This window comes from Hyunsoonleella rubra (assembly GCF_042684665.1).
Taxonomy (GTDB): Bacteria; Bacteroidota; Bacteroidia; order Flavobacteriales; family Flavobacteriaceae; genus Jejuia; species Jejuia rubra.
Window position 1 is genome coordinate 63409 of record NZ_JBHULY010000011.1, and the last position, 12571, is coordinate 75979.

General features: G+C 39.5%; 11 protein-coding genes. 1 reads left to right on the forward strand and 10 read right to left on the reverse strand.

Going from position 1 to position 12571, the window contains the following annotated elements; genetic code table 11:
• Positions 1–82: 82 nt before the first annotated feature.
• The 10 genes from ACFSR8_RS05820 to ACFSR8_RS05865 all read right to left on the reverse strand — a co-directional run bounded on the left by ACFSR8_RS05820 (position 83) and on the right by ACFSR8_RS05865 (position 11546).
• Positions 83–1663 carry a SulP family inorganic anion transporter gene (locus tag ACFSR8_RS05820; RefSeq protein WP_380289988.1) on the reverse strand — a complete coding sequence of 527 codons (1581 nt, stop codon included), beginning with the start codon at positions 1661–1663 and terminating at the stop codon, positions 83–85.
• A gap of 96 nt (positions 1664–1759) precedes the next feature.
• On the reverse strand, positions 1760–2065 hold the full coding sequence (locus ACFSR8_RS05825; protein WP_380289990.1) for a hypothetical protein: 306 nt from the start codon (positions 2063–2065) through the stop codon (positions 1760–1762).
• Positions 2066–2117: 52 nt separating this feature from the next.
• On the reverse strand, positions 2118–2879 hold the full coding sequence (locus ACFSR8_RS05830) for a tetratricopeptide repeat protein (protein ID WP_380289992.1): 762 nt from the start codon (positions 2877–2879) through the stop codon (positions 2118–2120).
• Positions 2880–2881: 2 nt separating this feature from the next.
• Complete coding sequence (locus tag ACFSR8_RS05835) at positions 2882–4654, reverse strand: BatD family protein (protein ID WP_380289994.1); 1773 nt, start codon at positions 4652–4654, stop codon at positions 2882–2884.
• A 62-nt stretch (positions 4655–4716) separates the two neighbouring features.
• Positions 4717–5667: an aerotolerance regulator BatC gene (locus ACFSR8_RS05840; RefSeq protein ID WP_380289996.1), complete on the reverse strand. Its 951-nt coding sequence runs from the start codon at positions 5665–5667 to the stop codon at positions 4717–4719.
• Positions 5668–5751: 84 nt separating this feature from the next.
• Positions 5752–6795: a vWA domain-containing protein gene (locus ACFSR8_RS05845; RefSeq protein WP_380289998.1), complete on the reverse strand. Its 1044-nt coding sequence runs from the start codon at positions 6793–6795 to the stop codon at positions 5752–5754.
• Positions 6796–6923: 128 nt separating this feature from the next.
• Complete coding sequence (locus ACFSR8_RS05850) at positions 6924–7931, reverse strand: vWA domain-containing protein (RefSeq protein WP_380290000.1); 1008 nt, start codon at positions 7929–7931, stop codon at positions 6924–6926.
• Complete coding sequence (locus ACFSR8_RS05855; protein WP_449272392.1) at positions 7932–9566, reverse strand: hypothetical protein; 1635 nt, start codon at positions 9564–9566, stop codon at positions 7932–7934. It abuts the gene before it with no gap.
• A 35-nt stretch (positions 9567–9601) separates the two neighbouring features.
• On the reverse strand, positions 9602–10468 hold the full coding sequence (locus tag ACFSR8_RS05860; protein WP_380290004.1) for a DUF58 domain-containing protein: 867 nt from the start codon (positions 10466–10468) through the stop codon (positions 9602–9604).
• A gap of 76 nt (positions 10469–10544) precedes the next feature.
• The gene (locus ACFSR8_RS05865) at positions 10545–11546 is read right to left on the reverse strand and encodes an AAA family ATPase (protein ID WP_380290159.1); all 1002 of its coding nucleotides are present in this window, start codon (positions 11544–11546) and stop codon (positions 10545–10547) included.
• A 249-nt stretch (positions 11547–11795) separates the two neighbouring features.
• On the opposite strand from ACFSR8_RS05865, the gene ACFSR8_RS05870 reads away from it, so the two are divergent.
• Positions 11796–12548 carry an SDR family NAD(P)-dependent oxidoreductase gene (locus ACFSR8_RS05870; RefSeq protein WP_380290006.1) on the forward strand — a complete coding sequence of 251 codons (753 nt, stop codon included), beginning with the start codon at positions 11796–11798 and terminating at the stop codon, positions 12546–12548.
• Positions 12549–12571: the final 23 nt, after the last annotated feature.

The window sequence follows — 12571 nt, forward strand, 5'->3', positions numbered from 1 at the left end:
ACATGCTTGTTTGGCACAAAATACAGAGTAATATCAAGATCAAGTTCCATCAGATACCTTGGTTACCAATTCAAAATCTAATCTATCTGGTAATTTTATCTAATTTGAAAAATTCAATATAACTTTCGGGATTATCGATAGTCCCTCGTTCCGAAATCAATTTGATATCAATATTTCGTTCTTTTGCCTTCACGGCAAAATCTTCAAGAATTTCTATGATGTCATTATCCAAATAACGTGTTTTAGTGACATCCAGTTCCAAAAATGAATCTGATGGCAATCGATCCAATTCCTTCAAAATAGCACCTTTATTAAAAAAGGTAACTTCCTCCGCCAGCGTCATTTTTATCTTACCGTCATCTACATCCTCGCCTTCCTTGTGCAGAAAATGGGAATTCTGAAAACTTTTTATCAAAATAACAATAATCCCTACACCCAGCCCGAGCCCAATGCCATACAATAAATCCACGAACACAATTCCAACAATAGTGACAATAAATGGAATAAACTGCTTCCAACCTAAATTATACATTTTTTTGAACAACATGGGCTTTGCCAATTTATAGCCTACAACCAATAAAATAGCTGCTAAAACGGAAAGTGGAATCATATTCAGCAAATCAGGAATCAATATAATAGATATCAAAAGAAAGAAACCATGGATAATGGCTGACATCTTGGATACACCTCCTGATTGAATATTAGCGGAACTCCGCACAATTACTTGTGTGATTGGCAGACCACCAATCATACCCGAAATAATATTACCAGTGCCCTGAGCCAAAAGTTCCCTATTAGTGGGTGTTACGTTTTTATGTGGGTCCAACTTATCGGTAGCCTCAACACAAAGTAGGGTTTCCAAACTTGCAACCAGAGCAATAGTAAATGCTACGACCCATACCTCACCAGTGGTGATGATATTAAAATTAGGAAAGCTAAATTGCGCTAAAAAAGAGGCAGCGTCTTCCGGAACCGGTACACTTACCAAATGAGAACTGTTAATAGCAAGCGTATCGTGTCCTTTTGTTAATATATAGAAAATAATACCTATGATTACTGCCACAAGCGGGCCTTGAACCAACTGAAATATTTTGGCCTTCTTGGTGAGGACCCTTTCCCATAAAATGAGAATTCCTAAACTAACTATTCCAATAACCGCTGAACCAGGTGTAATATAATTTAGGGTTTTGATCAGATCTGAAAATGTGTTTTCGCTATCGACTTGGAAAAATGCAAAATCCCCTGTGGGATCAGCATCGTAACCAAAAAAATGCGGAATTTGTTTTAAAATGATGATGACACCAATACCTGTTAGCATCCCTTTTATCACGGAAGACGGAAAATAATAGCCGATAATACCTGCCTTTAAAAATCCGAATATCAACTGAATCACACCACCCAATACTACAGCAACCAAAAAGTTTTGATAACCTCCTAACGTACCAATGGCGGTTAATACAATGGCTGCCAATCCGGCTGCCGGCCCACTTACTCCAATTTTGGAGCCACTTAGGCTACCTACTAGAATACCACCGACAATTCCAGCAATCAGGCCTGAAAACAAGGGCGCCCCACTAGCGAGGGCAATACCCAAACACAAGGGCAACGCCACAAAAAATACGACTATACTCGCTGGTAAATCATTCTTAAGAGTTTTAAACATTCTAAAATGAATTGTGCTTTCAAAATCTTTTTTAAAAGCTATTAGTTAAAATAATGTTGTCGGAGATATCAAGAAATCCGTAAAGCTAAATCTAAATTAAAGCGTGAAGCTTTCGGGAGGTGGGGAAATGATGTTTATGTAAGGCCTCCAATAGCGTTTTATAAAATACTGCGAATTGTTGTCTTTATCACCTAAATCAAAATCGTACTCCCCATTTAAAAAGGGATTCAACACCAATAGTTTATCAACATCCTTTTCTTGCCCTTTTTTTTCCTCTTCCTCACTGGCTGCATAAAACGCAGACACATCCGACGTTTCATCAATCATCATGATGACCGTAGGCGCGGTTAGGAACAAAAGGAATAGTGCCGAAAGCACAATGGCTGTTATACGATTTAGCATAGTTTGATTTGTGTTGGTAATTTCAAATATAAGATTTTCGAAGCAATGTGGGTTAATTCTTCGTTAACATTCTTATATCTTCGGTTGGAATCCACCCCGTTTTTCCGTCCGTTAGCTGTATCTGTTTCCAGTTGTTTACAGTATCCAAAATTTGAACCTTCGTGCCCTCGTGCAACCTAAAGGCTTCCTCACTACGATTATTGGGTTCTGTTTTTACCTTGGTTTCCTGAGCAAAAACAATAGCGGGGTTATCTTTTTTGTCTATTTCATATTTATAAAAGGCGAATGCCAATGCAATACACATAGCCAATAAACAGATATTACTTGCGATAAAGGTAATGCGCTTTTTCAAGGATGAATGCGAGAAGTAATAAATTAAGAATAAAATCACATAAAGGAATACCATGAGGACAGCCAAGATTGCCCAAGTATCAAACCTGAACGTATTCGTCAAATTTTTAATGAGTTTTGAAAACCCAACCTCTGGCACATTATCAATCGCATCAATGGTCATATTTTGAGCAAAACCTAAATTGTTTTTAATGCCCTCATCCTTTGGAGCCAATTGTAAGGCTTTTTCATAATAGAAAACACTGGGTGCTACATTATTCAATTTATAATGGGCATTGGCCAGATTAAAATACAATTCCGGTGAGTGGTGTTCCGTCTCAAGAATGGCCATGTATTTATCAATAGCTTCGGCATACTTACCTTCGTTATACAGCCTATTGGCATCCTCAAATAGTTGCAGGTTCTGTGCTCCTAAAACCCAGCAACTAAACAATATAAAACATATGCAAAAAACGTGTTTCATACCTATCTCGCCTGTTTATCGATTAATGAAATTGTTTTTGCCGCCTTATCGTAATCCTCTTGCATGGTAACGTTGGTGATGGGTGTGTATCGTGCCAGTTCGCAATTTTCAAAAATGGCAATAAAATCACCCACAACCTCAGTCTCAATCCCACGTTCATTCAGCAGATTTTGGATTCTTTCCTTGCTCAACTCACTGGTTTCAATACGAAGTTTGGCTTTCAAATAATTATGCAACGCCTTCTCCAATGCCTCATAAAATGCTTCCTTTTTACCCAATTGCTTTTTGGCGCCTTTAAGATACTTTCTGGCCAATTTATCAGCCTGGCGTATCCTATTTCCAATCACATCTGCATCCCTGTAAGCCTTTTTCCGTCTGATGACTATTGCCAACGGAATGGCTAAAAACGGCAATAAAAGTGCGCTCCAAAATATCCTAGACTTAAAAAAATAGGTGTTATGGACGGAAGTAAATTCCGTTTTTGTCTTGATAAATGCAAATTGATTGCTCGTATTCAAAACGGGTTGTTTGGTAGTATTAGTTCCTGAAGTATTCGATGTTGAATTAGAAGCTGTTGGCCCCTCTAAAACATCAATAATGATTTCATCCGAAGAGATGCGCTTATAGCTTTCCGTCTTTAAATCGAAATAGGAAAATGAAATACTTGGGATAGGATACTTTCCTTTATATTGGGGGACCACAGTATAACTATCGGAAATACTGCCCTGCATCCCTCTGGAGTTGGTGCTTACATTTTCACTATGCTCTGGTTCATATACCTCCAATGAGCTAGGAAGCGAAATCTTTGGCAGTTTAAACAACTTTAAATTGCCCTTGCCCCTTACCTCAACCTTGGCCTGCAAGGATTCAGTGGCATTCAATTCATTCTTTGTCGTGGACACCTTAAAGCTAAAATCGCCAACAGCACCTGTGAAATCAGCTGGTCTGCCTTTTTCGGGTAATGGTTTAACATCAATGGTTCTATTACCTGCGGATACTGTTTTGTTTACCCGGGTCATTAATCGGCTTCCAAAAATGTCACGCTTGTTGGTGGGCACTTGTACAGACACATCCAAACTGAGCGGTTCAATATTTAATTTCCCCGTTCGTTGTGGATACAACACTGTTTTTCTCAAAACTAAAAATCGATAATCTTCACCGTTATATGTGCCATTTTGAACGCGCTGTCCTTTGGTATCAATACTTTGGCTCCAAAAATCATCGTATCTCGGAATATCCATTTCTCGCCAATTGCTCACTCCGGTCCCTGGCGCCACGTATAGCTTATAAACCACCGTGATAGCTTCGTTTAAATAAGGATTAGCTTTTGAAACCTCAGCTACTAAGTGGATGCTTTCCGACGCTACATAATCGGGGTCATTCGGGTCTTTAGGTTTGTCAACTGCAGCCGTAATTTCAACTTTTACAGGCGTGGTTTTATAGGTTTCACCTTCAATAACAATGGTAGCTTGACCAATGGTGAACGTACCCCGTTTCTTTGGTGCTAAAAAATAAGTATACGTTTTTTTGTAGGTGTGTTTCCCATTCACCCATGAATTACTAACGGACTGACTTGGACCACCAACTACGGTAAAGCCGGAAAAACTCGGAGGGCTAAAATTGTCCCCATCCTTATTCATTTCAAAATTTATCTGGAGGCGTTCGTTGATGCCCAGTTTTTTCTTGCTGAGCTTCGCCACAAAGTCCACCTGTGCAACAACACCTTGGGCCAAAAGGATAAAAATTGATATGTAGAGTAACTTTATAAGTTTCATTTTTTCTTTTCTATACTAACGCTCATGGTACTTCGCGCTTCTAACCTCAGGCTTCTAATTTTCTACCAATCCTTTTCAGAATAGACACGTTGGCCTTTGGCTTCCTTCATTTTTTCCTCCTTTACTTTTTCCTGAACCTTTTTCTCTTGATTGTTCATGGCCTCTAAAAGACTTCTGATTTGTTGTGGCGATAATTGTTGCTGGCCACGCTTTCCTTGGCTGTCATCACCTTCATTATCAAAATTCCCGTCCTTCTTTCGCTCTTCATCCTCTTCTTTGTTTTTATCATTTTCATCGCCTTCAGACTTATCCTCTTTATCTTCTTCCGAATTTTTTTCATCATCATTCTTGCCGTCTTGGCCCTCTTTTTCACCTTTATCTTTGTTGGACTCGTCTTCGTTTTGATTCTCCTTGTTTTGCTCGTCCTCTTTTTTATCCTCGTTTTCTTGGTCCTCGTTTTCTTCGTTTTCTTTGTTTTGTTCTTGTTGGTTATCCTGATTCTGATCTTGCTTTTCGTTATTCTCCTGGTCCTGGTTTTTATCTTGCTTGTCGTCGTTTTTCTGTTCCTCGGCACATTTTTGAGCTAAGACCAAATTGTAACGGGTTTCATCATCCGTAGGGTTGTTTCTCAGCGCATTTTTGTAGGCTTCAACAGCGAGTTTGCACTGCTTATTCTTCATGAAGATATTTCCCATATTGTGAAATGCCTTATGTTTTTCACTTTTAGAAGTGGACAATTTTGCAGTTTGTTGGTGACGATATAAAGCCTCATCCAGATTACCATTATTGTAATAAGAATTCCCTAAATTATAATGCCCAGCGATGTTGTCGGATTGGTTTGAAAGCGCTTTTCTATAGGCCATTTCCGCCTCCACAAAATCTTCATCTACCAAATCATTGCCTTCATATACATAATTATTGGCCTTCTTTTGCGCCAATTGTAACTCCTTATCCTCTTGGGAATAAACGATATAGGATAAACACAATATGATAATAAAAATTAACCGTTTCATTTTACTAAAATTCATTATTCCGAAATTATAAAACCCTGTTTTTAATGGCGTTAAAAAAAATATAAAAATCCCAAAGCCACATTTCTACAAATTCTCATTGAACAAATTCAGTTTCTTTAGCCAAGCTGTTTTGCGCTCCAAAAGGAAAACATCCACAAATAAAAAGAAAATGGCAAAGCCCAAAAACCATTGGAACTGGTCTTTGAAATCCGAAAATTCCTTGGCCTCAAATTCAGTTTTATCCATTTTATTCAAAATCTCCCGGATGCTTTCAACCACCTTATCCGTGTTCTTTCCATTGATATACAACCCGTCAGCACTGGATGCGATACCTTCCAAATTTTCAGCATTCAAACGGGTAATCACCGTTTCGCCCTGAGCGTCTTTTTTATAGCTGACCACCACGCCGTTTCGTTTTATCGGAATAGGTTTACCCTTTTCCTCACCCACACCAATAGTGAAAATTTTAATGCCTTTTTGCTCACTGGCTTCCTCTGCCGAGCGAATGGCGGCATCCCCGAAATGGTCTTCACCGTCAGATACGATAATCAATACCCGATTCGTTTGCTCTTCGTTATCAAAGTATGTCTGGGCTAGTTCAATCGCGCCACCGATTGCGGTACCACTTGAAGGCAACATATCGGTATCCATATTGCCCAAAAACATTTTTGCTGAGGCGTAATCGGTTGTAATGGGCAACTGTGGATAGGCTCTTCCGGCATAGGCAATAATACCAACTCGGTCGCTGGCCAAATTATTGATAATTTGAGTAACAAGCTGTTTGCCCTTTTCCAAACGATTTGGGGCAATGTCCTCGGCCAGCATACTTTTCGATACGTCTACTGCAAAAACGATATCTACACCTTCACGTTTTACAGTTTCCAGTTTTGTTCCAATTTTTGGATTCACAAGAGCTATACTCAGGCACAAAAAAGCTAAACATAACACTGCGATCTTCAAAAATGACTTGAAAATCGAACGGTCTGGGCTTAATCTTTTAAGCAAGCCAGAGTCGGCAAACTTCTTCTGAGCTTTTCTTTTCCAAAGTTGAAGCAATAAAAAGAACAGCACAATTACCGGGATAATTCCCAGTGTCCAAAACCATATTTGCTCTTCTAATTGATACATTTACTGTTTATTTGTTTGCCGTGGAGTTGTTTAGTTGTTTTACCACGGATTCACTATCTTATCTTTATAAATACCTACAAGGTTTTTACTTTGGCAAGCTCAGCACAAGCAAAACCTTGCAGGAGGGTTTAAACAAAACTTCTGAAAATTGTAAATCGCAACAACAATTCCAAAAGCAGAAAAATACCGGCTAACCACACTAGCGGACGGAATTTTTCATCGTAATTATAAAATTTAAATTCCTCTATTTCTGTTTTTTCCAGTTTGTTAATTTCTGAATAAATTTCCTCCAGCTTTTTATTGTTGGTGGCCCTAAAATATTTTCCTCCCGTAGCCTCGGCAATTTCTTTTAAAAGGTCCTCATCAATTTCAACTTGAACCCGACCATATTGCAATCTCCCGGTTCGGCTATCAATTGCAATAGGCGACAGTGCCATCCCATTACTACCCAATCCAATAGTATAGGTTTTAATGCCGTACTCCACTGCCAATTCACTGGCCGTCCTAGGGTCGATAAAACCTGTGTTGTTCACCCCATCGGTCAATAAAATAATCACTTTACTTTTGGCCTTGCTGTCTTTAATACGGTTTACCGCCGTGGCCAACCCCATACCTATTGCCGTACCCCCCTCAATAATGGTGTTGTATTTTATATCGCTTAAAGAGCGTAACACGATTGACTTATCACTGGTAATCGGGGTTTTTGTATAGCTTTCACCAGCATATTCTACAAGACCGATTCTATCGTTAGGGCGACCCATAATGAATTCTGCTGCCACTTCTTTTAGTGCTTCCAGTCTGTTTGGTTTTAGATCCTTGGCAAGCATACTAGCAGACACGTCAATAGCCATCACAATGTCAATTCCTCTTGTGGTTTTGGTTTTGGTTGACACATCCACAGATTGAGGTCGCGCTATGGCCATTATTAACAGGGTCAAAGCTAAAAGTCTAAACACAAACAGTGAATGCTTCAGTTTAGGCAACCAGGAATTGGTAATCTTAAACCCTTTTAAACTTGAAATCTTTAGTTCGGCCGTTTGTTTTTTATGCTTGAAGACATACCATGCTATGGCTATTGGCAAAAGCAAAAGCAACCAAAACAATTCTTTATTTAAAAACTGAATACCTTCTAACATTTATTGCGCTTCATTTTGTACTTCAATAGAATTTAAAATGCGTTCTATCATCTGTTCAGCATAACTATCATCGGCCTTTCGCGTGAGCATCACTTGCTGAATAACGTTTTTAGCATTAAAAATTAGTATCACATAGTTACCCGACTCCTTTTCATCATTGATTAAAGATGGAAAACTACCTGAGCCATGAATTTTTAAACCCTTTCCTCCATTTGGGGTTTCAAACTCCTCTGTTTTAACCAAAATATTTTCAACACCTTGGGATTCCATCAATTTGATGGCCTGATCAGAAACCTGTTCCAAATCCACTTTGGCCTGTCCTTTAATTTTTGTGGTTGCCACAACAACGCTAAACTTATCCAGCAAACTTCCATAGGCGAACATGCTAATTTCCACTTGTTGTTTGACTTCTTCAGGAATTGGAGCAGGTGTTCGTTTAAGTACCTTTGGTGTTGTGACCGTAATGGGTGGCGCTCCATATTCGCTAGTAACCCATTCACCCTCCAAAAGTTCTTTGCTTTCATGACCAATGATAGTATCTTTTACAAAGTCGAAGCCATATTTTACCGAAAACCCAGTGATGGTCATCAACAACAGGAAAATACATATTCCCACGGTGAGCCATACTTTTTTACGCTTCTTTTTGCGCTCCTGCTCCTCACGATATGCTTCATCCAGTAATTTCTCTTCTTCTGAAGGCTCGGGCAGTATTTCTTTTACATGATCTATTTCCGCATCAATAGTGTTTCTGTCCATTTCGGCTAAGGCGATGTCCGGGGAGGACTTTGCAAATTTCACCAAATCGGCACGCTTTAGAATGCTTTCCAAATTTTTGATCGTTTCAGCACTTAAATCGATTTGATTGCCGTCCTTTAGCAACCTCAATCTGCTAATTAATTCATCCGTAGTACTTTCCAAGGCGTGGTCATAGACTTTTTCGTCTAGATACTTTCGGATGATTAAGGTCAATTCCGAATAGTAGTCCTTTAATTGTTCGTGTTCCAAATAATGGCTTTCGTCCAATTTTTGAAGTGCCATTTTTGCCCTGTCATAGGGTGGCAACAAAGCAATTTTTTCTTCTTCTGTCAGCGGTTTTTGTCGCCAAATAAACCACCAAAGAATGGCTGCTATAATCCCTACCGCCAAAAGACCAATTAACAGATATTTCCACCAATTGCCACCACTTTTCTTGACTTCAATAATGGGTTTGATGTCGTAAAGCTTCTGTTTTGTGGTATCAACTTCAATGGTATTGACTTCAACCATCAAGGAATCGGTGAAAACCGTTCTATTGTTAATTAGGACTTTCTGTTTTGGAATTATATAGGTTCCCGAATCAAATTGCGTAAGTCCGTATTTTTTAATCAGGTTGAATTTATCCTTGTTTTTGATGGTATCCACTGGGTAAGAATCCACCATTTCAACCGGCATAAAGGTTTGCCCTTCGGGGAATACGACCAGATTTGTAGTGTCGGTTTCTACTTCAATTTTATAGGTGATTTGCTCGCCTATTTTGATGGAATTTGTATCGATTGAAGAGGTTACTTGTGAAAATGAGACAAGAGAAAAAAGAGACAAGATACAAGAAAAAATGACCGAAGACGGAAGACCGAAGACGGAACTTTTAGTTTTCATAAATCGCAAATCGTAAATCATAAATCGTACTTCCCTTATCCTCTTCGTTTAAAATAACCTAACAACTTTTTTACATAGCTTTCGTCTACCCTGCAATTGATAACTCCGGCTCCGGAGCGCGAAAACGTTTCCTGATAGTACCTTACTTTATTTCTATAAAACTTTGCATAGTTGTTACGTACTGTTTTTGAACTCGTATTCACCAGCATCAGTTCCCCAGTTTCTCCATCCTGCATTTGCACTACTCCCAAATTTGGAATTTCTTCCTCTCGTTTATCATATACCCTGATTCCAGTAACGTCGTGTTTGTTGGATGCGATTTTCATAGTCTGCTCGTAGTCGTCAGCAATAAAATCGGAAAGCACAAAAACGATGGCCTTCTTCTTCATCACGTTTTGCATGAACTTAAGAGCTTCGGCCAAATTGGTTTGTTTGCTTTCAGGTTCAAATTCAATTAACTCCCTAATAATCCGTAATACGTGCGATCGTCCCTTCTTCGGCGGAATATAAAGCTCCACCTGGTCTGAAAATAAAATAAGTCCTATTTTATCATTGTTTTGTGTTGCCGAAAACGCCAATGTTGCGGCAATTTCGGTAACGACTTCATTCTTAAATTGTTCGCCCGTCCCAAATAATTCCGAACCCGAAATATCCACCATAAGCATCATGGTGAGTTCGCGCTCTTCTTCAAAAACTTTAACAAAAGGCTCGTTGTATCTGGCCGTAACGTTCCAGTCGATATTCCGCACATCATCTCCATAATGGTACTGCCTTACTTCACTAAAGGTCATACCACGCCCCTTGAAGGTAGAATGGTATTCCCCTCCAAAAATATGATCAGACAACCGTCGTGTCTTAATCTCTATTTTGCGTACTTTTTTTAGTAATTCTTTAGTATCCATTTGGAATGTTCAAGGTTTAGGGTTTATGGTTCAAGGTTAAAAAAACTTTGAACTTGAAACTTGGAACTTGGAACTGCTATGGAACTTCTATTTCGTTTACAATCTTGTTGATGATGTCTTCAGAGGTAATATTTTCGGCTTCAGCTTCATAAGTGATCCCAATTCTATGGCGAAGCACATCATGAACCACAGCGCGAACATCTTCTGGCACCACGTAACCTCTACGTTTGATAAAGGCATAACACTTGGCCGCAGTGGCTAAATTGATACTTCCACGCGGTGAAGCTCCAAATGAGATTAAAGGTTTCAAGCTGGTGAGCCTATATTTCTCAGGATATCGGGTAGCAAAAATGATATCCAAAATGTATTTTTCAATTTTTTCGTCCATGTAAACCTCACGCACTGCTTCTTGAGCAGTAAGAATCTGTTTCAGCGAAACCACTGGCTTCACTTTTTCAAAAGCGCCTTTTAAATTAGCTCGAACTATGAGCTGTTCCTCGTCCAGCTTTGGGTAATCAATTACCGTTTTCAACATAAAACGGTCTACCTGCGCTTCCGGTAATGGATAGGTTCCTTCCTGTTCTACAGGGTTTTGAGTAGCCATTACCAAAAACGGTTTGTCCAAAACAAAGGTCTCGTCCCCAATGGTCACTTGCTTTTCCTGCATGGCTTCAAGTAAGGCAGATTGCACTTTAGCTGGTGCCCTGTTAATCTCATCCGCCAAAACGAAATTCGCGAAAATGGGACCTTTCTTTATAGAAAAGTCATTTACCTTCATATTATAAATCAAGGTACCCGTAACATCGGCCGGCAATAAATCCGGAGTAAACTGGATCCGGCTAAAACTGCCGTCCACCGCCTGAGCCAAGGTGTTAATGGCTAAGGTTTTTGCCAGCCCTGGCACGCCCTCCAAAAGGATATGCCCCTGACCCAAAAGCCCAATAAGCAACCGCTCCACCATGTGCTTTTGGCCTACAATAACTTTATTCATCTCCAAGGTAAGTAAATCAACAAAAGCACTCTCCTTTTCAATTTTCTCGTTTATCGACTTAATATCAATTGTACTTGTTTCTTCCATCATCTTTAAGTTTTTATCGCCCGAATATAGCGCCCTATTTTGAGCATTGCAAATTGTTAAAATTTTTATTTTAATCCTGTTAAAGATTGGTTAAAAAAAATGGGGATGCGCCATGAGGACTGACTTTAACCAATAATTATGATAAGATTGTCTTAAAGGTGGTGTAATGGTGAATAACTATTGATTATTTCTTTCTTAAAGAAAACCGTTTTCATTGTCTTTTAGGTATTTTTAAAGGAAATATTCGGCATGAAAAAAACAGCATTAATAACCGGAGCCACAAGTGGCATTGGAGAGGCAACGGCCTATGAATTTGCTAAACAAGGCATTAGGCTGATTCTTTGTGGAAGGCGCTTACCTAGACTGGAAACTATAAAGGAAGCCCTAGCCCGTTTGACGGATGTGCATATTCTAAATTTTGATGTACGTGACAGACCCGAGGTTTTAAAGGCCATTGATGGTTTACCTGAAGATTTTAAGCAAATCGACATTTTAATTAATAATGCAGGCAATGCCCACGGGTTAGACCCTATTCATCAAGGTAATTTGGACGACTGGGACGCGATGATGGATATCAATGTGAAAGGCTTGCTGTATGTCAGCAAAGCGATTATCCCTCAAATGACTGCACGGAAATCTGGGCATATCATTAATATTGGTTCTTCGGCGGGAAAAGAAGTGTACCCAAAAGGCAATGTGTATTGTGGCAGTAAGCATGCGGTGTTGGCCATTACCGAGGGGATGCGAGTGGATTTAAATCCATTTGGGATAAAAGTGGGTGCGGTAAATCCGGGCTTAGTGGAAACCGAATTCTCAAAAGTGCGTTTTAAAGGAGGAGAGGAAGCTGATTCCGTTTATACAGGGTTTAAGGCTTTACAGGCTGAGGATGTTGCTGAGGTGATTTACTTCGCGGTGTCCAGACCGGCCCATGTGAATATTGCAGATGTGCTTATGTTTTGCACAGCCCAAGCGAACTCGGTAACGGTTAAAAAGGAAAACTAAATAAGATTCCCGCCTTCGCAGGA

Coding starts and splice junctions, on each gene's coding strand:
- ACFSR8_RS05870 (WP_380290006.1), top strand. CDS start 11,796: ATGAAAAAAACAGCATTAATAACCGGAGCCACAAGTGGCATTGGAGAG.
- ACFSR8_RS05850 (WP_380290000.1), bottom strand. CDS start 7,931: ATGTTAGAAGGTATTCAGTTTTTAAATAAAGAATTGTTTTGGTTGCTT.
- ACFSR8_RS05865 (WP_380290159.1), bottom strand. CDS start 11,546: ATGGAAGAAACAAGTACAATTGATATTAAGTCGATAAACGAGAAAATT.
- ACFSR8_RS05855 (WP_449272392.1), bottom strand. CDS start 9,566: ATGAAAACTAAAAGTTCCGTCTTCGGTCTTCCGTCTTCGGTCATTTTT.
- ACFSR8_RS05820 (WP_380289988.1), bottom strand. CDS start 1,663: ATGTTTAAAACTCTTAAGAATGATTTACCAGCGAGTATAGTCGTATTT.
- ACFSR8_RS05845 (WP_380289998.1), bottom strand. CDS start 6,795: ATGTATCAATTAGAAGAGCAAATATGGTTTTGGACACTGGGAATTATC.
- ACFSR8_RS05860 (WP_380290004.1), bottom strand. CDS start 10,468: ATGGATACTAAAGAATTACTAAAAAAAGTACGCAAAATAGAGATTAAG.
- ACFSR8_RS05825 (WP_380289990.1), bottom strand. CDS start 2,065: ATGCTAAATCGTATAACAGCCATTGTGCTTTCGGCACTATTCCTTTTG.
- ACFSR8_RS05840 (WP_380289996.1), bottom strand. CDS start 5,667: ATGAAACGGTTAATTTTTATTATCATATTGTGTTTATCCTATATCGTT.
- ACFSR8_RS05835 (WP_380289994.1), bottom strand. CDS start 4,654: ATGAAACTTATAAAGTTACTCTACATATCAATTTTTATCCTTTTGGCC.
- ACFSR8_RS05830 (WP_380289992.1), bottom strand. CDS start 2,879: ATGAAACACGTTTTTTGCATATGTTTTATATTGTTTAGTTGCTGGGTT.